General features: G+C 72.6%; 26 protein-coding genes. 9 read left to right on the top strand and 17 right to left on the bottom strand.

Going from position 1 to position 21,091, the window contains the following annotated elements:
• Positions 1–30 precede the first annotated feature (30 nt).
• The 5 genes from G569_RS0116525 to G569_RS0116505 all read right to left on the bottom strand — a co-directional run bounded on the left by G569_RS0116525 (position 31) and on the right by G569_RS0116505 (position 1,656).
• On the bottom strand, positions 31–318 hold the full coding sequence (locus G569_RS0116525; RefSeq protein WP_028064220.1) for a hypothetical protein: 288 nt from the start codon (positions 316–318) through the stop codon (positions 31–33).
• On the bottom strand, positions 315–497 hold the full coding sequence (locus G569_RS0116520) for a hypothetical protein (RefSeq protein ID WP_028064219.1): 183 nt from the start codon (positions 495–497) through the stop codon (positions 315–317). The genes G569_RS0116525 and G569_RS0116520 overlap by 4 nt, the downstream gene beginning before the upstream one ends.
• Positions 498–532: 35 nt before the next feature.
• Complete coding sequence (locus G569_RS0116515) at positions 533–715, bottom strand: hypothetical protein (RefSeq protein WP_028064218.1); 183 nt, start codon at positions 713–715, stop codon at positions 533–535.
• 68 nt (positions 716–783) lie between these two features.
• On the bottom strand, positions 784–1,404 hold the full coding sequence (locus G569_RS62665; protein WP_157592094.1) for a hypothetical protein: 621 nt from the start codon (positions 1,402–1,404) through the stop codon (positions 784–786).
• 27 nt (positions 1,405–1,431) lie between these two features.
• Positions 1,432–1,656 (bottom strand): hypothetical protein, encoded by a 225-nt coding sequence (locus G569_RS0116505; protein WP_028064216.1) that lies wholly within the window; start codon positions 1,654–1,656, stop codon positions 1,432–1,434.
• A gap of 91 nt (positions 1,657–1,747) precedes the next feature.
• Here G569_RS0116505 and G569_RS58170 point away from each other — a divergent pair, with 91 nt between their 5' ends.
• Positions 1,748–4,246: a putative bifunctional diguanylate cyclase/phosphodiesterase gene (locus G569_RS58170; protein ID WP_157592093.1), complete on the top strand. Its 2,499-nt coding sequence runs from the start codon at positions 1,748–1,750 to the stop codon at positions 4,244–4,246.
• Positions 4,247–4,305: 59 nt separating this feature from the next.
• Here G569_RS58170 and G569_RS0116495 read toward each other — a convergent pair whose 3' ends face one another.
• Positions 4,306–4,560, bottom strand: a complete 255-nt coding sequence (locus tag G569_RS0116495; protein WP_028064215.1) for a hypothetical protein — start codon at positions 4,558–4,560, stop codon at positions 4,306–4,308.
• Between the two features lie 128 nt (positions 4,561–4,688).
• Here G569_RS0116495 and rpsD point away from each other — a divergent pair, with 128 nt between their 5' ends.
• Positions 4,689–5,312, top strand: coding sequence for a 30S ribosomal protein S4 (rpsD, locus tag G569_RS0116490; protein ID WP_028064214.1), 624 nt, complete (start codon positions 4,689–4,691; stop codon positions 5,310–5,312).
• Positions 5,312–5,941, top strand: coding sequence for a hypothetical protein (locus G569_RS0116485; protein WP_028064213.1), 630 nt, complete (start codon positions 5,312–5,314; stop codon positions 5,939–5,941). Before rpsD ends, G569_RS0116485 begins: the two co-directional genes overlap by 1 nt.
• Here the strand turns inward: G569_RS0116485 and G569_RS0116480 are convergent.
• Together G569_RS0116480 and G569_RS0116475 are read right to left on the bottom strand one after the other, a co-directional pair.
• Positions 5,938–6,660, bottom strand: a complete 723-nt coding sequence (locus G569_RS0116480; RefSeq protein WP_028064212.1) for a hypothetical protein — start codon at positions 6,658–6,660, stop codon at positions 5,938–5,940. The two genes, G569_RS0116485 and G569_RS0116480, sit on opposite strands and share 4 nt — an antisense overlap.
• Positions 6,657–7,535 carry an ABC transporter ATP-binding protein gene (locus G569_RS0116475; protein WP_028064211.1) on the bottom strand — a complete coding sequence of 293 codons (879 nt, stop codon included), beginning with the start codon at positions 7,533–7,535 and terminating at the stop codon, positions 6,657–6,659. The genes G569_RS0116480 and G569_RS0116475 overlap by 4 nt, the downstream gene beginning before the upstream one ends.
• Positions 7,536–7,644: 109 nt before the next feature.
• On the opposite strand from G569_RS0116475, the gene G569_RS0116470 reads away from it, so the two are divergent.
• From G569_RS0116470 to G569_RS0116455, 4 genes are read left to right on the top strand one after another with little or no spacing between them, the layout of a single operon-like run.
• On the top strand, positions 7,645–8,805 hold the full coding sequence (locus G569_RS0116470; RefSeq protein ID WP_037497208.1) for a sensor histidine kinase: 1,161 nt from the start codon (positions 7,645–7,647) through the stop codon (positions 8,803–8,805).
• Positions 8,802–9,443 carry a response regulator transcription factor gene (locus G569_RS0116465; RefSeq protein ID WP_037497295.1) on the top strand — a complete coding sequence of 214 codons (642 nt, stop codon included), beginning with the start codon at positions 8,802–8,804 and terminating at the stop codon, positions 9,441–9,443. The genes G569_RS0116470 and G569_RS0116465 overlap by 4 nt, the downstream gene beginning before the upstream one ends.
• 18 nt (positions 9,444–9,461) lie before the next feature.
• A complete protein-coding gene (locus G569_RS0116460) occupies positions 9,462–9,992 on the top strand; it encodes an RNA polymerase sigma factor (protein WP_037497206.1) in 531 nt (176 codons plus the stop codon).
• On the top strand, positions 9,989–10,543 hold the full coding sequence (locus G569_RS0116455) for a hypothetical protein (RefSeq protein WP_028064207.1): 555 nt from the start codon (positions 9,989–9,991) through the stop codon (positions 10,541–10,543). The genes G569_RS0116460 and G569_RS0116455 overlap by 4 nt, the downstream gene beginning before the upstream one ends.
• On the opposite strand, the gene G569_RS0116450 is transcribed toward G569_RS0116455, so the two are convergent.
• Genes G569_RS0116450 through folD form a run of 9 tightly spaced genes read right to left on the bottom strand, consistent with a single transcriptional unit; the run spans position 10,528 to position 17,890 of the window.
• The gene (locus G569_RS0116450) at positions 10,528–11,412 is read right to left on the bottom strand and encodes a pyridoxal-phosphate dependent enzyme (RefSeq protein ID WP_028064206.1); all 885 of its coding nucleotides are present in this window, start codon (positions 11,410–11,412) and stop codon (positions 10,528–10,530) included. The genes G569_RS0116455 and G569_RS0116450 overlap by 16 nt on opposite strands.
• On the bottom strand, positions 11,396–12,790 hold the full coding sequence (gene gatB / locus G569_RS0116445) for an Asp-tRNA(Asn)/Glu-tRNA(Gln) amidotransferase subunit GatB (RefSeq protein ID WP_037497201.1): 1,395 nt from the start codon (positions 12,788–12,790) through the stop codon (positions 11,396–11,398). The genes G569_RS0116450 and gatB overlap by 17 nt, the downstream gene beginning before the upstream one ends.
• Positions 12,787–14,196, bottom strand: a complete 1,410-nt coding sequence (gene gatA, locus G569_RS0116440; RefSeq protein ID WP_028064204.1) for an Asp-tRNA(Asn)/Glu-tRNA(Gln) amidotransferase subunit GatA — start codon at positions 14,194–14,196, stop codon at positions 12,787–12,789. The genes gatB and gatA overlap by 4 nt, the downstream gene beginning before the upstream one ends.
• Positions 14,193–14,483: an Asp-tRNA(Asn)/Glu-tRNA(Gln) amidotransferase subunit GatC gene (gene gatC, locus G569_RS0116435; RefSeq protein WP_028064203.1), complete on the bottom strand. Its 291-nt coding sequence runs from the start codon at positions 14,481–14,483 to the stop codon at positions 14,193–14,195. Before gatC ends, gatA begins: the two co-directional genes overlap by 4 nt.
• Before the next feature lie 11 nt (positions 14,484–14,494).
• Positions 14,495–15,226: a hypothetical protein gene (locus tag G569_RS0116430; protein WP_028064202.1), complete on the bottom strand. Its 732-nt coding sequence runs from the start codon at positions 15,224–15,226 to the stop codon at positions 14,495–14,497.
• Complete coding sequence (locus tag G569_RS0116425; RefSeq protein WP_157592092.1) at positions 15,226–15,828, bottom strand: hypothetical protein; 603 nt, start codon at positions 15,826–15,828, stop codon at positions 15,226–15,228. The genes G569_RS0116430 and G569_RS0116425 overlap by 1 nt, the downstream gene beginning before the upstream one ends.
• A gap of 11 nt (positions 15,829–15,839) precedes the next feature.
• Entirely contained in the window at positions 15,840–16,679 is an 840-nt protein-coding gene (locus tag G569_RS0116420; protein ID WP_028064200.1) for a hypothetical protein, read from the bottom strand.
• Positions 16,676–17,047: a hypothetical protein gene (locus G569_RS0116415; RefSeq protein WP_028064199.1), complete on the bottom strand. Its 372-nt coding sequence runs from the start codon at positions 17,045–17,047 to the stop codon at positions 16,676–16,678. Before G569_RS0116415 ends, G569_RS0116420 begins: the two co-directional genes overlap by 4 nt.
• Before the next feature lie 3 nt (positions 17,048–17,050).
• The gene (folD, locus tag G569_RS0116410) at positions 17,051–17,890 is read right to left on the bottom strand and encodes a bifunctional methylenetetrahydrofolate dehydrogenase/methenyltetrahydrofolate cyclohydrolase FolD (RefSeq protein WP_028064198.1); all 840 of its coding nucleotides are present in this window, start codon (positions 17,888–17,890) and stop codon (positions 17,051–17,053) included.
• A 29-nt stretch (positions 17,891–17,919) separates the two neighbouring features.
• Here folD and G569_RS0116405 point away from each other — a divergent pair, with 29 nt between their 5' ends.
• Together G569_RS0116405 and G569_RS58165 are read left to right on the top strand one after the other, a co-directional pair.
• Positions 17,920–19,641: a gamma-glutamyltransferase family protein gene (locus tag G569_RS0116405; RefSeq protein WP_028064197.1), complete on the top strand. Its 1,722-nt coding sequence runs from the start codon at positions 17,920–17,922 to the stop codon at positions 19,639–19,641.
• 146 nt (positions 19,642–19,787) lie between these two features.
• A partial coding sequence (locus G569_RS58165; RefSeq protein WP_169542162.1) for an RNA polymerase sigma factor occupies positions 19,788–21,091 on the top strand: 1,304 nt, incomplete at its 3' end.

The raw sequence follows: 21,091 nt of genomic DNA, 5'->3' as shown, positions 1-21,091 counted from the left end.
GAAACGCGAGGGGGACAGCGAAAACTGAGTCTAGCTTCGCTGCAACGCCGCGGATTCCGGCTCGATCCCCACCTCGGGGAACTCGAGATCGGTTCCGCAGCGCATGCACATCGCGTCGTGGAGCTTGACGACCTTCCCGCAGGTCGGGCACTGGCGGCGCACCTCGTCGCGCTCCGACCGGTACAGGAGCGCGATCCCGAGGCCGATCACCGGCACCACGGCACCGACGATGAACCAGATGAAGAACGACGACCCGCGGATGCGGCCCACGATTCCGGTCGCAACGCCGAACCAGATCGCGAGCAGCAGGTAGATCACAGGTTGCGCAAGGCCCAGAGCACCGCCCAGATGACGGCGGCGATCAGGATCAGGCCGAACAGCAGCGAGACGAGGCCCGCGAGGGCGGCGACCACGAACTTGAACAGCAGGATCGCGACGACGGCGACGATGGCCCACGCCAGGGCCTTACGAGCGAAAGAACCGGACGAGTTGCGCATGAACGCAACTTTAGACCGCCCGGTTCAAAGCAGCGTTAATCGTGCGTGCGCTTGAGGTGGGCGAAGCGCTCGGCGCGGGCGACCTCGCGGTCCTCGAGACGCAGGCGCGCGATCCGGTAGCGGCGGACGGCGGCATCGGAGCGACCGGAGGTCGGCACGAGGGCCAGGCGGCGGATCGGCAGACCGGTGGAGGAGAGCGAAGCGCTGGCGGGGGTCATGACGACAATGATGCTCCTCCAACGGCCAGTCCGGCATATACCGGCGGCTGAATGTTCACACCCTCGACCTATCCACTGTGTCGAACCGCGTCGAGCGCCGGGCGCACCCGTTTGGGGAGGCGCCTCCGCACGCGCCAGCGCGCGCCCGCGAAGGCGTGGTTGGCGACGGTGGCGAAGCCCTGCTCGTCGGCGCGCAGCGCGAGCAGCAGGTGGGCGATGCGGTCGCTCGACGGCAGGTCCGGGTCGGTCGCCCGCACGCACCAGCAATGCACGCGGCGCCCGCGCACGAGCAACGCGCCCGCCTCCCCCACGAGCCAGACGCCCAACGCGCCCCGCTCCATGATCAGCCCGGTGCGGGCGTGGAGCTCACGCGCCCGGTGGTCGACGAGGTCGCCGAGCAGCCCGAGCGCCGTGGCCTCGGCGGCGTCGCCGGAGGGCGCTTTGGGCTTGATCACCTTCGCCCCGCGGTTGGCGTAGAGCTCCGGGATCACCCAAGCGTGCACGAGCATGATCGCGCCGACCGCGATCGTCACCGGGTCCAGCAGCACGAGGATGATCGCCAGGGCGAGCATCGGCAGCACCTGGACGAGCGTCGACGCGGTCCACGACCAGCCGATCAGCGAGAGTCGCCCCGCGTCCATGCGCGGCCGCCAATGGACGGCCGCCGTCTCAGGGAGCGTCGCGCTCATGAACCTAAAGGGGCCTGACCCCTTTATCTAGCCGCCCGCGATGGGGCGGCGGAGGATCACGAGGTCGGCGTCGACCGGCAGCGTGGTCACCTGCTCGGCGCGGCCTTCGCCGTGGTTGACGACCGCGTAGTAGCCCTGGTCGAGCTCGGCGCGCAGGGCGGCGACGGCGGCCTCGACCGACGCCGGATCGGCCGCTGTCCACTCCGCGAGCGTGGTGTGACCGGTGTTGTCCATGCGGATGAGGCGTGCCATGCCCCGAATGCTACGCCTGTCCAGGCCGGTCAAGAACCGTACTCACGCGCCGACTACCGGACAGATGGAGGAGTCGAGTCGCAAGAGTGTCGTGTCGCGCGAAGCCTTCGTCTGGGTCTACGTGGTCGCCCTTGCGAGCCTCGCCGCGCTCGCGTGGTTCTTCATCACCCACGGCGACACCCCGCACGCCGACCCGCACCTCCCGTGGTGGGCGGTCGCGCTCGGCTTCGCGTTCGCGGAGATCTGCGTCGTCCACGTCCGCTTCCGCCGCAGCGCCCATTCCTTCTCGCTCGCCGACCTGCCGTTCGTGTTCGGCCTCGTGTTCGCCTCGGGTGACGCGTTCGTCGTCGGCGCGCTGGTCGGCACCGGCATCGTCTGGGGCCTGATCCGCCGCCTGGAGCCGGTCAAGCTCGCCTTCAACCTCGCCCAGCTCGCGCTCGCCGCCAGCGCCGCCGCCGGCATCCTCTCGGCGATCGCCGGCAACGCCGACGCGCTCCAGCCTGAGACCTGGATCGGCCTGTACGCCGCGACGCTGACCAGCGGCGCGCTCACGATCCTCCTGCTCGGCGGCGCGATCGCGATCGCCGAGGGCAACGTCAAGCCGCCGATGCTGGTGCAGATGTTCGCGACGGACGCGCTGGTGACGCTGATCAACGCCTCGATCGCGATCGCCGCGGCCCTCGTCGTCGCGACCGATCCGCGCGCCGTGCCGGTGCTGCTCGTCCCGGCGCTGACGGTGTTCGCGGTCTACCGCGCCTACATCGGCGAGCGCCAGCGCCACGAGCGGCTCGAGTTCCTCTACGACGCGAACCGCACGCTGAGCCGCTCGCCCGAGGTCGCCGAGGCGCTGGAGGCGCTGCTCGCCCGCTCGCTCGAGGCCTTCAACGCCGACGTCGCCGAGGTCGTCCTCTACACCGGCGAGGGCGAGCCGCTGCGCACGACCCACGGCCCGGGCGACCACCGCGTGACGATGGAGATCACCGACCGCGCGATCGCCGAGGAGCTCTCCGGCCTCGTCGACGCCGAGAACCCGGTCGTCTCGCTCACCCCGCCCTTCGGCTCCCCGCACCTGCGCGCGCACATGCAGTCGCGCGGCATCCGCCACGCGATGATCGCGATGCTCCCGGGCGAGGAACGCACGATCGGCACGATCATGCTCGCCAACCGCGTCGGCTTGGAGCGCTCGTTCGGCGCCGACGACCTGCGCCTCCTGGAGGCCCTGGCGAACAACGCGGCGGTCGCGCTGCAGTACGACCGGCTCGAGCAGGCGGTCAACAAGCTCGAGGCGCTGCAGGACCAGCTGCACCACCAGGCCTACCACGACCCGCTCACCGACCTCCCGAACCGCACGCTGTTCATGGAGCGCGTGCGGCTCGAGCTGGCCGCGGAGCGCTCGATCGCGGTGCTGTTCATCGACGTCGACGACTTCAAGACCGTCAACGACTCGCTCGGCCACCACGTGGGTGACGCGCTGCTGATCTCGGTCGCCGAGCGCCTGCGCGGCTGCGTGCGCCCCGAGGACACCGTCGCCCGCCTCGGCGGCGACGAGTTCGCGGTGATGATCCCGGGCGTCGACGACCCGCTGGCCGACGGGCGCACGATCGCGCGCCGGATCCTGAAGGCCTTCGAGCTGCCCGTCGAGGCCGGCACCGAGCTCGTCTCCGTGCACCTCTCGGTCGGACTTGCGTCCAGCGACCAGTCCAGCGGCGACTCCGACGAGCTGATCCGCAACGCCGACGTCGCCATGTACCAGGCCAAGTCCAAGGGCAAGGCGCGCTTCGAGCTCTTCGAGCCGCAGATGGCCTCCGCGGTGCTGCGCCGCCATGACTTCAAGGAGGAGCTGGCCAAGGCGATCGAGCGCGAGCAGATGATCGTCCAGTACCAGCCGATCGTCGCGCTGGACTCGGGCCGGATCGTCGCCGCCGAGGCGCTCGTGCGCTGGGAGCACCCGGTGCGGGGCCTCGTCCCGCCCGCCGAGTTCGTGCCGCTGGCCGAGGAGACCGGGCTGATCGTGCCGCTCGGCCGTCACGTCCTGCGCGAGGCCTGCCGCCAGGCGCGCCGCTGGCAGGACGCCGAGACCGACACGAGCGTCGAGCCGCTGCGCATGCACGTGAACCTGAGCGTCGCCGAGCTGCGCGACCCGGGCCTGGTCGAGAACGTCCTCGCCTCGATCCAGGAGTCCGGCATCGATCCGGGCCAGCTCGTGATCGAGATCACCGAGTCCCAGCTGGTCGCCGCCGCCGGCGTCGAGCGCTTCCACGAGCTGCGCGACCTCGGCGTCAAGATCGCGCTCGACGACTTCGGCACCGGCTACTCGTCGCTCTCCTACCTGCACTCGCTGCCGCTGGACACGCTCAAGATCGCCAAGCCGTTCATCGACGGCCTGACGAGCGGGCGGCGCGAGTCGAGCTTCGTCGGCATGATCGTCGATCTGGCCAGGACCCTCGAGCTCGAGGTGATCGCCGAAGGCATCGAGACGGCCGATCAGCTGGCCGCCCTGCGTGAGCTCAAGGCCGGTCTCGGCCAGGGCTACTTCCTCGGCCGCCCGACGGGCGCCGCGCCCCGCCTCGGCCGCAACACCCGCGCTTAACGCAAACGACCCGGCAGAGCCGGGTCGTCAAGCGAGGGGGGAACTACGGGGTTGGAGGGCTAAAGGTGCTTGTACGCCGCCCGCGTGATGGCCCACGTGACCAGCAGGCCGGCGAGGCAGCTGAGGGCGGAGCCGATGTGCGCGGTGGAGGCGAAACCGAAGGCGAAGAGCGCGAGCGAAGGCCCGACGATGAAGAAGCCGAGCAGGAACGTCAGGGCCGAGAGGGCGGTGACGATGGCGTGGCGCCGATCCTCGGTCAGGCCGTGCTTCTTGGCCTCAGTGGTGCTGCCGGGGAAGTTGATGACCTGACCCATGACCACATGGTTCCAGGCGATTCCCAATTCCTTAATGGGACGAATGTCCAGACGGGGAACATGGGGTCCAGACCCCATGTGTTAGGGTGCCCTAACTAAATCCGACTTCGGCAGTAGGAGAATGATAGATGGGGCGTCACACCGGACCAGTCGAGAAGCTTTCGCGCCGCGAGGGCGTGGAGCTCTTCCTGAAGGGTGAGCGGGCCCTCAACGGCAAGTCCGCACTCGAGCGCCGCGGCGACGCGCCTCCCGGGCAGCACGGCCAGAACCGCCGCCGCAAGGTCTCCATCTACCAGACCCAGCTGCGCGCCAAGCAGACCTGCAAGCGCTACTACGGCGTGCGCGAGGGCCAGTTCCGCCGCTACGTGGACAAGGCCAACCGCGCCCCCGGGATCACGGGCGAGGAGCTGCTGTCGCTGCTCGAGCGGCGGCTGGACAACGTCGTCTACCGGCTCGGCTTCGCCGGCACCCGCGCCCAGGCGCGCCAGTTCGTCAACCACGGCCACGTGACCGTGGACGGCAAGAAGGTCGACATCGCCTCCTACCTGGTCGTGCCGGGCGAGGTCGTCGCGATCAAGGACGCGGTCCGCGAGTCGGCCGCCGCGGCCACCGAGCTCACGGGCGCGGTGTCGGGCTGGCTGCAGACGGATTTCGAGCAGCTGACGGGCAAGGTGCTGCGCCTGCCGGAGCGGTCGGACATCAACGCGCCGGTCAACGAGCAGCTGATCGTCGAGCTCTACTCACGTCTCTAGTGGGTTGCCCCGCTCACGCTGAGGTCGCGCTGTCGGTCGCGCGCGAGCTCGGCTGTTCGCTCGAGGGCACGGATCTCGCGCTGGCCGAGCTGGCCGCGTCGCTTGCGCCCGGCGACGCCTACAGCGAACTGCAGGCCGTGGGCGTGTTGTGCGAGACGTTCGGGCACGGGCCGGCCCTGCTGCTGCCGGACGTCCTGCGCGCCCGCGCCGGCGACTCGGCTGGCGTCGCGCTCGCGGTCGCCGCGGCAGCACAGCGGGCGGGCCTGTCCGTCGACCTCGTCGCGCCGCAGAATCCGGGGTCTGTCCCCTCAACAATGCGCTTTCGCTCTGAGCAGGGCTTTTCGTACGAACACGAAGTTGAGGGGACAGACCCCTTATATCTCGCGCATCCCGACGCGCCGTTGGTGGTCGAGGCGAGCGGGCGGCTGCTCGACGGGCGGACACTCGGGGTCGACCTCGAATGGCAGTGCGCGCACGAGACGACGGCGACGATCCTCGACCGGATCGCGGAGCGGGCGGAGCGCACGGGCGACTTGGCGCTCGCGATCGCCGCCCGCGCGCTGACGCTCCCGTTGGAGGGCGACTACCGCGAGCGCGAGCACGCGAGGCTGCTCGCGCGGCTGAACTAGGCGGCGCGGATCTCGCCCCGGGCGATCCGGAACAGGCCGACCGCGAGCGGGACCGCCAGCCACAGCAGCTCGGAGGTCGCGAACTGCGCCCACTCGGTGCCGCTCAGCAGGTGCTCGGTCATCGGCGAGGTGGTGCGGGTGGTGTCCAGCCAGTCCGCGGCGTCATTGAGGAACGGGATCGAGCCGAGCGCGGCCCAGGCGATCGGCAGCGCGAAGTAGAGGACGATCGCGGGCGCCGAGCTGAGGAAGGCGGCGCCGAAGGCGACGCCGGTGAGGATCGAGATCACGCAGAGCAGCGCGATCTGGCCGAAGACGCCGATCCCCAGCTCCCACGAGCCGCCGACGGCGAGGATCGCGACGACCGCGACGGCGAACGCGATCACCATCGCGATCGCGCCCAGCGAGAGGCTGGCGACGATCTTGGCGTTCATCACCCGCATGCGCTTTGGAACGAGCGTGAAGGTGATCAGCGCGGTGCGCTGGGACCACTCCGAGGACACCAGCAGGATGCCGATGATCGGGAGCAGGATGCTCGCCGGGGTGATCGCGAGCGCGAACGCGTCGCGCAAGATCAGGTCCTTGGTGTCGGCGAAGATGCAGAAGAGGATCACGACGCCGAGGGTCAGCACGGCGGTCCCGAGTTGCAGCCAGAAGCCGGCGCGGGTGTCGACCATCTTGCGCAGCTCGACCCAGGTCAGGCGCGGGAACGAGACGGTCATGCGGGCACCTCGGTGAGGTCGAAGAAGAGTTGTTCGAGCCCGGCGCCCTCGGACGGGCCCAGGTGGGTGAGGATCACGGCTCCGCGCAGCGCGGCGGCGCCGACGGACTCGGCGGAAGCGTCGACGACGAAACCGCCGTCGACCGTCTGGTAGTCGAGGTCTGCGGCGCGCAGGGCGGCCGCGAGCTCCTCGTCGTCGGTGGCGCGCACGAGCACGCCCGCGCCGGAGAGCAGCTCCTCGCACGAGCCGTCGGCGACGATCCGGCCGCCGCCGATGATCAGCAGCCGGTCGGCGACCGCCTCGACCTCCAGGAGCAGGTGGCTCGAGAGGAAGACGGTGCCGCCGCGGTCGGCGAAGTCGCGCAGGAGGCCGCGCATCCAGCGGATCCCCTCCGGGTCCAGGCCGTTGGCGGGCTCGTCGAGGATCAGCACCTCGGGGTCGCCGAGCAGCGCGTTGGCGAGCCCGAGCCGCTGGCGCATGCCGAGCGAGTACTGGCGCACCCGCTTCTTCGCGGCGCTCTTGTCCAGCCCGACCAGCTGCAGCAGCTCGTCCACCCGCGACGTGTCGACGCCCATCATCAGGGCGGAGACCGTGAGCGCCTCGCGGCCGGTGCGGCCGGGGTGCTGGGCGGACGCGTCGAGCAGCACGCCCACCCGCCGGCCGGGATTCTCGAGCTCGCGGTACGGCCGGTCGAGCACGCGCGACGCGCCCGCCTCGGGGTCCGAGAGGCCGACGAGCATCCGCATCGTCGTGGTCTTGCCGGCGCCGTTGGGTCCGAGGAAACCGGTCACGGTGCCCGGCTCGCAGCGGAAGGAGACGTCGCTGACCACGGTGCGCCCGCCGAGGCGCTTCGTGAGTCCTGTCGCTTCGATCATGGCCTCAGCATCGGGCGCGGCGGCGGCGCCGAACACTGCCTGGAGTCGACAGTGGGATCGACTTCGGTAGGGGGTCGGAATCCTCCTTCGGGCGTACATTGGCGGAGCGATGCCGAACCGCCGCCACCTGCTTCCCAGCGCGCTGCTCGAGGAGCCCGGTGCCAAGCGCACGGGCCGCGACTGGCTGGTCGACATCACGATGATGCTCGTCGCGATCGGCATCGGCGTGGCGGTCTTCAGCCCCAGCGAGGACCAGCACTCCGAGCTCGGCTCGCTGATCGACCTCGTCGCCGGCGTCATCGGCTGGATCGCGCTCTGGTGGCGGCGCCGCTGGCCCGTCGCGGTCGCGGTGATCACGATCACCTTCAGCGCGTTCTCGGCGTTCGTGGCGGGCGCGAGCCTGATCGCGCTGTTCAACGTCGCGCTGCGCGGGTCGCGGCGGGCGCTCGTCCTCACGGCCGCGTTCGGCCTCGCGATGGCGACGGTCTACACGCTGATCTACCCCGACGACGAGCTGCCGTTCGCGGTCGAGGTGGCGCTGTCGGTCCTGATCACGCTGATCGTGATCCCGTGGGGCCTGTTCACCCGCGCCCAGCGCGACCTCCTGCGGTCCGCCAACGAGCGCGCGCGCCAGGCCGAGGCCGAGCAGCGCGCCCACATCGAGCAGGCGCGCGAGGCGGAGCGGCGCCGTATCGCCGGCGAGATGCACGACGTGCTCGCGCACCGGCTCTCCCTGCTGAGCGTGCACGCGGGGGCGCTGGAGTTCCGCCCGGACGCGCCGCCCGAGGAGATCGCCGAGGCCGCGGGGGTGATCCGCGCCAACGCGCGCGAGGCGCTGCAGGAGCTGCGCGAGGTCATCGGCGTCCTTCGCGCCGGCGCCGACAGCACGGCGCCGCCGCAGCCGACGCTGGACGCGATCCCGTCGCTGATCGAGGAGTCGCGCGCGGCGGGGATGAAGGTGGAGGCGCACGTCGACGCCGCGGGCGGCGACGTCCTGCTCGGCCGCACGGCGTACCGCGTCGTCCAGGAGGGGCTGACGAACGCGCGCAAGCACGCGCCCGCCGCCGCCGTCGAGGTGACCGTGGCCGCGGCCGACGAGCTGGTGGTGGAGGTCGTGTCGCGCCGCTCCGCGCAACGGGTCGAGTCCGACGGCGCCGGCAGCGGGCTGATCGGCCTGGCCGAACGCGTCGAGCTGGTGGGCGGCGAGCTCGAGCACGGCCCGAACCCGCGCGGTGACTTCGTCCTGCGAGCCACGTTGCCGTGGACATGATCCGCGTCCTGTTGGTCGACGACGACGCGCTCGTGCGCTCCGGGCTGCGGATGATGCTGTCCGGCAGCGTCGAGATCGTGGGCGAGGCCGAGGACGGGCGCGAGGTGCTCGCCGCGATCGACCGCCACCGCCCGGACGTCGTGCTGATGGACATCCGCATGCCGATCGTGGACGGGATCGAAGCCACGCGGCTGGTGCGCTCCCAACCGTCGCCCCCGGCCGTGGTCGTGCTGACGACGTTCGACGCCGACGAACTGGTCCTGCGCGCGCTGCGGGCGGGCGCCGCGGGGTTCCTCCTGAAGGACACGCCGCCGGCGGAGATCGTGCGCGCCATCGAGCACGTCCACGCCGGCGACAGCATGCTCTCCCCCGCCGTCACCCGCCAGCTGATCGCGCTCGTCGCGGGCGACGACGGCGGCCGCCACGACGCGGCGCGGGCGCGGCTGGAGACGCTCTCGGCGCGCGAGCGCGAGGTGGCGCTCGCGGTCGGGCGCGGCGCGGCGAACGCGGACATCGCGCGCGAGCTGCACATGAGCGTCGCGACGGTCAAGGCACACGTCTCGCGGCTGCTGGTCAAGCTCGAGGTCGAGAACCGCGTCCAGGTCGCCTTGCTGATCCAGGAGACACATTCCCGGTGAGCTCCGTCAATAGAGAGCATGATCGACGAGGCCGCGTTCGCGGAGCTCTATGACCGGCACGCGCCGGCGCTCGCCGCATGGTTGCGGCGACGATCGGACCCGGACACCGCGCAGGAGCTGCTCGCTGAGACGTTCGCCGAGGCGTGGTGCTCGCGGCGGCGCTTCAAGCCCGAGCGCGGGCCCGCCCGCGCGTGGCTGTTCGGGATCGCCCAGCACCTGCTGTTCGGCTACTACCGGCGCCTCGAGGTCGAGGACCGCGCGCGCCGGCGACTCGGCGTCGCCGCTCTGGAGCCCGCGCTCGTCGACGAGGCTGACGAGCGTCTGGATGCGGCGGCGCTGCGCGCCGAGCTGAGCGCGCGGCTGGCGCGGCTTGGAGACGGGACGCGTGAGGCCGTGCTGCTGCGCGTCGTCGAGCAGCTCGACTACCACGAGCTCGCCCGCCGCCTGGGCTGCTCCAACACCGCGGCGCGCCTGCGGGTCTCGCGCGGGCTGCGCGAGCTGCGGCGCGAGCCCTCCCCCACTTTGAGCCCTGAAGGAGCCGTGTCATGAGCGTGGAGTCCGACGTCGCCGCCGTCCGCGCGGCACTCCTGCCCGCCGTCGCCCGCGACGCCGCGCGGCGCTCGCGGCGTCGCTGGATCGCTCCGCTGACGATGATCGCGGTGCTGCTCGCGGGCTCGACCGCGGTGGCGGCCGCGACGGGCGTGATCTGGTCCGAGCCGAAGGTCGACCACAGCGTCCCGGCCGCCCCCGAGTGGCAGTACTACGCCAAGAACCCGTTCGGCCACGGCGAGGGACCGGTCCTGCTGCGCGAACACCCGGAGGCCACCGCGCGCATGAACCGCAAACGCGAGCAGGCCTTGGCCGCCGAGGGCGTCACCGCCCGCTGCGGCGGCGACCCGGACCACCGCGGCGCCTGCTTTCTCCCGAGCGGGGAGTACGCGCCGCCCCTGGAGGGGATCGAGGTGATCGACCTCGGGCCGGCCGACTACGACATCAAGCCTTTGAGCGACGCCGAAGCGCACGCCTGGCTGTGCGCGCACCCGACCCAGCGCCCGGGCGCCGACGGCGGCGAGAAGCCGGCGCCCTACATGAGCTGTTGAGTCAGCTCGTCCGCGTAGGGGTGGCCGAAGAGGCCGACGAGGCCGCCCGTGTGGACGAACACGGTCTTCTCCCCCGGCCGGATCTCGCCGTCGCGCACCGCGGCGGCGAGGCCCGCCATCGCCTTGGCCGTGTAGACCGGGTCGAGCACGATGCCCTCGGTCCGGCCGGCCAGCTCGATCGCCGAGCGGGCCGCGTCGGTCAGGAGCTCGTAGCCAGGGCCGACCTGGTCGACGCGGATCCGCAGCGCGTCCATCCCGGCGAAGTCCGCGACGGTCGCCACCGGGTCCGAGACCGCGCCGGTGTCGACCCCGAGCACGCGCTCCGGGCCGAGGCCGCGCACCAGCCCCGCCATCGTGCCGCCGCTCCCGACCGCCACGACCACGTGGCGCACGTCGGGCGCGGCCGCGATGATCTCCTCCGCGCACGTGACGTACCCGCGGGCGCCGAGCTCGCTCGAGCCGCCGTACGGGAGCACGACGGCGTCCGGGATCGTCGCCGCCACCTGCTCCGGGTTGCCGTCCCAGACGATCTCGGCGCCGAAGACGGCGTCGAGCGTGAGGTTGCCGGTGCCGGAGCCGCGCCGCAGGCACAGGACGACGTCCAGGCCGAGCCGCCGCGCGCTCGCGGCGGTCAGCCGCGCGTAGTTGCTCTGCGCGGCGCCGCTCGTGACCAGGCAGCGGGCGCCGCGCTCGACCGCGTCACCCACGAGGTGCTCGAGCTTGCGCAGCTTGTTCCCGCCGCCGCCGAAGCCGAGGAAGTCGTCGCGCTTGATCCAGAGGTCGCCCGGTTGCAGGCCGAGCCGCTCCGCGAGCCGCGGAGCGGGCTCCAGTGGTGTCTCGAAGACGCCGAGGTCAGAGACCGAGGGCACTCCGCAGCAACCGGTTGACCTCTCCGCCGTCGGCGCGGCCCTTCGTCTCGCGCATGATCGGGCCGACCAGGGCGCCCATCGCCTTCGCGTTGCCGCCCTGGATGCGCTCGACCACGTCCGGATTGTCGGCGATCACCTTGGCGACGATGGCCTCGAGCTCGCCGGAGTCCTCCATCGCCGTCAGGCCTTCGCGCTCGGCGATCTCGGCGGGGTCGCCGCCGTCGGCGACGAGCTTGTCGAGGATCGTCCGGCCCGCGGCCGCCGTGACCGTCTTGGCGGTGACGAGCGTGACGAGCTTGGCCAGGGTCTCCGGGGCGACGGACGCGCCGTCGCGCGAGCGCAGCTCGGTCACCCAGATCGCCGTGGCCTTGGGGTCCTCGCCCGCGGCCTGCTCGAAGTACTCGCCCCACTCGGGCTCGAAGCTGAACAGGTACGCGGTGTCCGGCGAGAGCCCGAAGTCGTTCTCGTAGCGGGCGGAGCGCTCGGCGGGGAGCTCGGGGATCGCGCGGCGCGCGGTCTCCAGCATCTCCGGCGTCGGCACCAGCGGGACGAGGTCGGGCTCCGGGAAGTAGCGGTAGTCGTGCGCCTCCTCCTTGGAACGCAGCGAGCTGATCCGGCCGCTGACAGGGTCGAAGTGCAGCGTCTCCTGCACGACGGCCTCACCCGCCTCCAGCAGCGCCGTCTGGCGCGCGATCTCGGCGTTGATGCCCTGCATCACGAACCGGAACGAGTTCATGTTCTTCAGCTCGGTCTTGGTCCCGAGCTCGGTGGTGCCGACGGGGCGGATGGAGACGTTGGCGTCGCAGCGCAGCGAGCCCTCCTCCATGTTCACGTCGGACACGCCCAGCTGGCGCAGGGTCTCGCGCAGCAGCTGCAGCCAGTCGCGGGCCTGCTCGGCCGAGTGGATGTCGGGCTCGGTGACGATCTCCGCCAGCGGCGTGCCGCCGCGGTTGTAGTCGACGATCGACGCGTCGGAGCCGTGGATGCGCCCGCTCGTCCCGAGATGGACGAGCTTGGCGGCGTCCTCCTCGAGGTGGATGCGGTGGATGCGCACGTCCCCCAGCCGCCCGCCCAGGCAGAGCGGGATGTCGTACTGGGAGATCTGGTAGCCCTTGGAGAGGTCCGGATAGAAGTAGTTCTTGCGGTGGAAGATCGACCGCGGCGCGATCTCGCAGCCCAGCGCGAGGCCCATCATGATCCCGTACGTCACGGCCTGGGCATTCGTCACCGGCAGCGTTCCGGGCAGGCCGAGGCACACCGGGCAGGTGCGGGTGTTGGGCTCCTCGCCGAAGCTCAGCTCGCAGCCGCAGAACATCTTCGTGCGGGTCTTGAGCTGGACGTGGATCTCCAGCCCGATCACGGGTTCGTACTGGGTCACGCGAATGCCCCCGATCCGTCGAAGCCGATGGCCTGCTCGAGCGCGAACGCCGCATCGAGGATGCGGTTCTCGCTGAATGCCGGGCCGGCGATCTGGAAGCCGACCGGCAGCCCCTCGGACAGCCCGTTCGGGATCGAGATGCCCGGGATGCCGGCGAGCGACATCGGCACCGTGCAGACGTCGTTGATGTACATCGCCAGCGGGTCGGCGGTCTTGGAGCCGAGCTCGAAGGCGACGCTCGGCGCCGTCGGGGTGACGATGAAGTCGAACCGCTCCCACGCGTTGGTGAAGTCGCGGCTGATCAGCGTGCGGACCTTCTGCGCGCGACCGTAGTAGGCGTCGTAGTAGCCGGACGACAGCGCGTAGGTGCCGAGCATGATCCGGCGCTTGACCTCGGGACCGAAGCCCTCCTCGCGCGTCTTGGTGTACATGCCCAGCAGGCCGCCCTTGGCGTCCTGCGCGCGGTAACCGAAGCGCACGCCGTCGTAGCGGGCGAGGTTGGACGAGCACTCCGCGGGCGCGATCAAGTAGTACGCGGCAAGCGCGTGCGGAGAGTGCGGCAGGTGCGTCGTCTCCACCGTCGCGCCGAGCTCGCGGGCGAGGTCGAGCGTCTTGTGGAAGGCCTCCAGGACGCCGGGCTCGATGCCCTCGCCGGACAGCTCCTCCGGGACGCCGAGGCGGATGCCCTTCAGGTCGCGCGCCGTCGGCAGCTTGACCGGTTCGGGCAGGCCGATGCTCGTGCTGTCGCACGGATCGGGGCCGACCATGCCGGACAGCAGCAGCGCCGAGTCGGTGACGTCGCGGGTGAACGTGCCGGCCTGGTCGAGCGAGCTCGCGAACGCGATCATGCCGTAGCGGCTGATCGCGCCGTACGTGGGCTTGAGCCCGACGATCCCGCAGAGCGCCGCGGGCTGGCGGATCGAGCCGCCGGTGTCGGTGCCGATCGACCACGGCGCGGTCGCCGCCGCGACCGTCGCGGCGCTGCCACCGCTCGACCCGCCCGGGACGCGCGTCGTGTCCCACGGGTTCAGCGTCGGCCCGTAGGCGGAGTTCTCGGTCGACGAGCCCATCGCGAACTCGTCCTGGTTGGTCTTGCCGAGCAGCGTGCCGCCGGCGGCCTTGAGGTTGCGCACCGACGTCGCCGTGTAGGGCGGGCGGTAGTCCTCGAGGATCTTGCTTCCCGCCTGGCTCGGGACGCCCTCGGTGCAGAACAGGTCCTTGATCGCGACCGGCACGCCCGCGAACGGCGTCTCGGTGTTCAGCTCAGGCGCCTCGTCCGCGACCCAGATGTAGGAGTTGAAGGCGTCGTTCGCCGCCCGCTCGCGGTAGAAGTCGAAGTACTCCTTCGCGTCGAGCTCGCCCTTCTTGATGGCATCGGCGGCCTGCTTGGCCGTGAGCTCGATCATGCGGCCCCCGGACTCGGGACGCGGAACCCGTCCTGGGCCACGTCCGGCGCGCTCGCCAGCGCCTTCTCGCGCGGCATCGAGGGCCGCGGCTCGTCGGCGCGCAGGGCGTTCTCGACGTCGATGACGTGGCTCGTGGGTGGAACGTCGGCAAGATCGCCGAGCTCGCCGATCAGCTCGATGTGGTCGAGCACCTTGGAGAGCTCGCCGCCGAAGCGCTCGACCTCCTCGTCGGTGAGTTCGAGGCGGGCGAGGCGGGCGACGTGAAGTACCTGATCGCGACTCAGCATTGGCGCTGATGTTAGGGCGCCACCTGCGGCCGGGCTCTCAACCGGTTCGAACCTGCGCCCACGGCCGCGAGCACGGCTCCCGCGAGGCCGAGCCAGGCGCCGAAGCGAAGATCCGAGAAGTTCTCGGGCGGCGCGAGCAGGGCATAGACGACCAGCACGATCGCGAGAACGCCACCGGCGGCGGCTGCCCGCTTGGAGGCGAACGCCAGAGCCGCGGCGATCGTGATGGCGACCGGGAGCAGCTCGAAGGCGCGCCAGAGGGACAAGGTGTCGGGCCCGACGAGCGTGTTCAGGAGGCCCAGCACGCCGTTCTCGTACCCGGCCGGCGACGGCCGCGACGGCGGCGCGAAGCCATACCAGGGGGCGAACAGCGCGCCGAACAGCAGCAGCGCGCCGGCGCCGGCGATCACGGGCGGACGGTTCCACTCCGGCCGCCCTCCGGCGACGAGAATCGCGATCGAGGCGACGAGGGCGAGCCACGCGCCGACGCCGTGGGCGTCGCCGAGCAGCTGCGCCGCCGCGATCACGCCGGCGAGCGCCCCCGCCGCCCGCGGAGCCGCGACCGCGGCCAAGGCGAGGACCAGCAACACAGCGTCGAGGTATTCGAACGCCTCCCACGCCGAGAACGTCGGCAGCACGCGAGGCTGGCCCTCGTACGCGAACCACCCTGTGGCTCGGTACCAGGGCAGGAACAGGGAGATCGCGAGGACGAGGGCGCCGACTCCGGCGGCGAGGCGCCGCATCACGCCGGGACGAGCCGATCGTTGCGCAACGTGCCCACGAGCAGGATCACGGCCCCGGCGAGGCCCAGCCACCCGCCGTAGCGGGGGTCCGAGGTCGTGAACAGCGCGTAGCCCACGAGCGCGACGACGGCGATCGCCGCGGGCGTGGAGCGGCGCACGATCGCGATGACGGTCGCGACGGTCGCCGCGACGGGCGTCAGCTCGAGCACCGCCCACGCCGACAGCGCGTCGATCCCGTGCCAATCGGTGAACAGCGAGGCGAACACGAGCACGCCTCCCGCGAGCGCGATGGCGTCTTCGCGCTGCGGCCGCCAGTCCGGGACCTCCGCGCGGGCGAACAGCAACAGCGACGCGGCGAGTGCGACCCAGACGCCGATGTCGGTGCCCGGGGTCGTCAGCCGCGTCGCGACGACCAGCAGCGCGATCCAGGCGGCCGGACCGGCGAAGCGGGCGGACCCGCCGATCGCCGCCACCGCACACCCCACGAGCACCACGTCGAGGGTGGCGAACGCGTCCCACCCGCTGAACTCGGCGACATCCGCCACCTCGTACCACGGCAGGAAGAGCGACGCGATCAGCGCGACGCCTCCCGCTCCCGCCACCAGCCGGCGCGTCACGCGGGTGCCGGCCGCCGGGGAACGTCGGGCGCGGCGGCGCCGGGGGTCGTCTCGTCACGCATGCTCAGCCAGCTTCCGACCCAGGCGAGGACGGCGCCGGCGAGCGCGAGCCAGGCCCCGGCGCGCAGGTCCGGCCAGTCCTCCGGCGCGGAGACGAGCGCATACAGGACGAGCGCGATCCCGATCCAGCCGACGGCGCTCGCGAGCGCCGCCGCGCCGATCGCTCGTGCCGGACCGGACGCGATCAGCGAGACCACCGGGACGGCAATGGCGAGCGCGGCAGCGATCAGCAGCGCCACTGGCAGCAGCTCGTGGGCCTCCCAGATCGAGAGTGTCGCCCCGGGGATTCGCTCGAGCTGCGCGAAGGCCTCGCCGGACAGGTCGGGGCTGGGCTCGATCCCGTACCAGTCGAGGAACAGCGCGACCAGCAGGAACAGTCCACCGAGGCCGGCGAACGGCTCGGCGCGGCGCAACCGGCCGAGGCGGCGCGGGATCCCGAACCGCCAGGTCGCGCCCACGCCGACCGCCGCGACCGCCAAGGCGAGCCAGGCGCCGGCGGCCGGATGCTCCCCGGCGACCACCACCGACGCCACGATCCCCAGCGCGAGCGGGGCGGCGAGCCGCGCGAGCGGAGTGAGCATCGCGAGCGCGAGCACTGCCAGGAGGACGTCGAGCGCCCAGAACGCCTCCCAGGCCGTCAAGGTCGACGACGACCCATCGATCGTCCGTGCACCGCCGTCGAAGACGATCCACCCCTGCGTGACCTCGAACCAGGGCGCGAACAGCGTCGCGAAGAGCGCGACACCGGCGACCGCGGCGATCGCTCGCCGTGTCACGGCGCGGGTGCGGGCCGCCGTGGGATGTCGGGGGCGACGGCGCCGGGCGTCGAGTCGTCGCGCATGCTCAGCCAGCTCCCCACCCACGCCACGATGGCGCCGACGAGCACGATCCAGTTGCCCGTGGTCGCGTCGTCGAGCACGCGGATCAGCGCCAGCACGATGCCGATCCAGCCGAGCGCGCTGGCGGCGACGGCGGTGCCGATCGACTTCGCGGGGCCGCTCGTCGCGAGCGTCGTCACCGGGACGGCGAGCGCGAGCAGGCCGAGCACGATCAGCAGCACGCCGGTCACGCCGACCCCGGCGATCAGGACGCCGGCGATCGTGAGGAGGCCGCCGAGGCCGGCGATGGGCTCGGCGCGCCGCACGGGTCAGGCGGCCTTCGCGGCTTCGAGGGTGTTGCGCAGGAGCATCGCGATCGTCATCGGGCCGACGCCGCCGGGCACGGGCGTGATCAGGGATGCCCGCTCGACGGCGGTCTCGAACTCTACGTCGCCGGTCAGCTTCTCAGGCGTGCGGTTCATGCCGACGTCGATCACGACGGCGCCTTCCTTGATCCAGTCGCCCTTGATCATCTCCGGCACGCCGACGGCGGCGACCACGACGTCGGCGCGGCGGACGACGTCCGGAAGGTCGCGGGTGCGCGAATGGCACATGGTGACGGTCGCGTTCGCGGCCAGCAGCAGGGCGGCGATCGGCTTGCCGACGAGGTCTGAGCGCCCGACGACGACCGCCTCGGCGCCTTCGAGGGTCACGTCGTGGCGGCGCAGCAGCTCCATGCACCCGCTGGGCGTGCAGGGGCGCAGGCCGGGCAGGCCCTTCGACAGCAGGCCCGCGGAGATCGGCGTCAGGCCGTCGACGTCCTTGCCGGGGAGGATCTCGGTGGTCAGCAGCTGGCCGTTCACCTGCTTCGGCGTCGGCAGCTGCAGCAGGATGCCGTTGACGGTCGGATCGGCGTTGAGGTCGTGGATGACCTTGCGCACTTGTTCGTGGGTGGCGTCCTGGCCGAGGCGGATGTCGAACGGGCGGATGCCGACCTCGGCGCTCGCCTTCTGCTTGCCGCCCACGTAGATCGCGCTCGCGGCGTCATCCCCCACGAGCACGGTCGCGAGCCCGGGCGGCTCGTGGCCCGCGGCGACCCACGCCGTGACCTCGTCGCGCACTTCGTTTCGCACCTGTTGGGCGATGGCCTTACCGTCGATCAGCGTCATTGCGCCGCCGAGGCTAGCGTTCTGGGGCGATGGCATTCACGACCCGGCCCGAGCTGAGCGGCACCTTCGGCATGGTGGCCTCCACGCACTGGCTGGCATCGTCGGCGGGGATGGCGGTGCTGGAGCGCGGCGGGAACGCGTTCGACGCCGCGGTCGCGGCCGGGTTCGCGCTGCAGGTGGTCGAGCCGCACATGAACGGGCCGGGCGGCGATCTCCCGCTGATCTTCTTTACGGACGGGGCGCCGACGGTGCTGTGCGGGCAGGGTCCGGCACCTGTGGCCGCATCGGTGGCGTCGTACCGGGCGTTGGGGCTTTCGCTGGTCCCCGGGACGGGATACCTCGCCGCCTGCGTCCCCGGTTCCTTCGACGCCTGGCTGACGCTGCTGCGCGACCACGGGACGTGGGAGCTGGCCGACGTGCTCGCGTTCGCGATCGGCTACGCGCGCGACGGGTTTCCGCTCACGCCCGGGATCTCGCGGGCGATCCGGGCGCTGCAGCCGACGTGGACGACGTCGTTGGCGCTGTGGCGGGAGACGCCGCGCCTGCGCAACCCGCTGCTCGCCGACACGTATGAGCGGCTGGCGCGCGCGGGCGGGTCGACGCGGGAGGCGCGGATCGACGCCGCGCGGGACGCCTGGTACCGCGGCTTCGTGGCCGAGGCGATCGTGCGCGCCGTGGCTACGCCGGCCGTCGATTCGTCCGGCTCGGCGCACGCGGGCGTGCTGTCGGGCGACGACCTGGCGGCGTTCGCGGCGACCTACGAGGCGCCGGTGTCGCTCGCCTTCCGCGACTGGACCGTGTTCAAGACGGGCCCGTGGGGCCAGGGGCCGGTGTTCCTGCAGCAGTTGGCGATGATCGACGACCTCGGGCCGTTCCTCGGGGTCGAGCACCTGCATGCGGTGGTCGAGGGCGCGAAGCTCGCGTTCGCGGACCGCGACGCGTTCTACGGCGACTCGGCGCCGGTGCCGCTGGACGAGTTGCTCTCGCGCGCGTACGCGGGCGAGCGGCGGGCGCTGATCGGCGAGACGGCGAGCGGTGAGCTGCGGCCGGGGCTGGATGGGCGGTTGCCCGAGATCGTGCGGCGCGGCGGCGTGCCGGCCGGCGGCGGCGGCGTCGGCGTCGGCGTCGGCGAGCCGACCCGCGACGAGCCCGTTGCCGGGCCGCCGCGCGGCGACACCTGCCACCTCGACGTCGCCGACCGCTGGGGCAACCTCGTCAGCGCGACGCCCAGCGGGGGCTGGCTGCAGAGCTCGCCGGCGATTGAAGGCCTCGGGTTCTGCCTCGGCACCCGCGCGCAGATGTTCTGGCTCGAGGAGGGGTTGCCGGCGTCGCTGGTGGGCGGGCGGCGGCCGCGCACGACGCTCTCGCCCTCGCTGGGTGTGCGCGAGGACGGGACGGTGATGGCGTTCGGCACGCCGGGCGGCGACCAGCAGGACCAGTGGTCGCTGGAGTTCTTCCTCGCCCACGTGGTGTTCGGCCTCGACCTGCAGGCGGCGATCGACGCGCCCATGTTCCACACCACCCACTTCCCGAGCTCCTTCTATCCGCGTGAGGCCGAGCCGCGGCGGGTCGAGGTGGAGGGGCGCGTGCCGGCTTCGACGGTCGCGGCGCTGCGGGCGCGCGGGCACGACGTGCTCGTGGGTGACGACTGGGTCCACGGGCGCCTGAGCGCCATCGCCCGCTCGCCCGACGGGCTGCTGCGCGGCGCCGCGAACCCCCGCGGGATGCAGGGCTACGCCGTCGGCCGCTAGCGCCGGCGCGCCAGCTTTGGAATAACCCGCCAACCTCTGGCGTCCTGTCCGGGTGGAGAGGTTGTGCCCCTGTGCGCCCGCGTCCGGCGCCCTTGGGAATTCCCAAGGAGATGCCAACCCCGCTCGGGGAGGGTCGACCGATCCTCATGTCCGGCCGCTTCGCAGAGATCGACGACTCGAGATTGGCCCGCCGGGTCGCCGCCGGCGACGCGGCGGCGTTCGAAGCGCTCTACGACCGCCACCATCGCGCGCTGCTCTCGTTCTGCCGCCACATGCTCGGCTCGACCGAGGACGGCGAGGACGCCCTGCAGCAGACCTTCCTGCGCGCCCACGGCGCGTTGCGCGGCGGCCAGCTCCCCGACGCGGTCCGGCCGTGGCTCTTCGCGATCGCCCGCAACCGCTGCCTCTCGATGCTCGCGCTGCGCCGCGCCGCGGCCGTGCCGATCGAGGACCACGAACCGTCCTACGACGGGTTGGCCGACGGCGTCGAGCAGCGCAGCGACCTCCGCCAACTGGTCGCCGACCTCGGCCGCCTTCCCGAGGACCAGCGGGCCGCGCTCGTGCTCTTCGAGCTCGGCGGGCTCTCGCAGGCGGAGATCGGCGAGGCGATCGGCGTGCCCGCCGGCAAGGTCAAGGCCCTCGTCTTCCAGGCCCGCACCGAGCTGATGGCCGAACGCGACGCCCGCCAGACGCCGTGCGACTCGATCCGCGAAGAGCTCTCCGTCGCCCGCGGCGGCGCCCTCCGCCGCGGCCCCCTGCGCCGCCACCTCAAGCACTGCGAGGCCTGCCAGGCCTACCGCGTCGCGGTGACGACCCAGCGCGCCGGCCTTGCGTCGATCATCCCCGTCACCCCGGCCCTCACGCTCAAAGCCGCGGTCCTGGCGGCCGCGGCGGGCAAGACCGCACTCAGCGGCGGCGCCGCGGGAGGCATCCTCGGCGGCGGCGCCGGCGGCGCGGCGCACGGCGGCGGCTGGAGCGACATGGCGTCGAGCGCCGCGGCGCACGGTCACGGCTGGAGCGATGCGGTCGCGGGCGGCGTGGGCGCGGGAGGCGCCGCGGGCGGCGGCGTGCTTGCGAGCGGCGGCGGCGCGGCCGGCGCAGCGGCGGCCGGCGGCGGCGTGCTCGGTGGCGGCGGTGCGGCGGCCGGCGGTGGCGCGGCCGCGGGCGGCGCGGGTGCGGCCGGCGGCGGCGTGCTCGGCGGCGGCGCGGTGGCCGGCGGCGCGAGCGGCGCGGGCGCGGCAGCCGGCGGCGGCGCGGTGGCCGGCGGCGCGAGCGGCGCGGGCGCGGCGGCCGGCGGCGGCGCGGTGGCCGGCGGCGCGAGCGGCGCGGGCGCGGCAGCCGGCGGCGGCGCGGCGGTCGGCGGCGGCGCGGCGGTCGGCGGCGGCGCGGCGGTCGGCGGCGCGGCGGCCGGCGGCGCGACTGGCGCGGCGGCCGGCGGCGGCGCCGCGAG

Origin of the sequence: Solirubrobacter soli DSM 22325 (assembly GCF_000423665.1) — a bacterium.
Lineage (GTDB): Bacteria > Actinomycetota > Thermoleophilia > Solirubrobacterales > Solirubrobacteraceae > Solirubrobacter > Solirubrobacter soli.
Note: the sequence above shows the minus strand (reverse complement) of the source record. Positions and strands in the feature narration are given on the sequence as shown.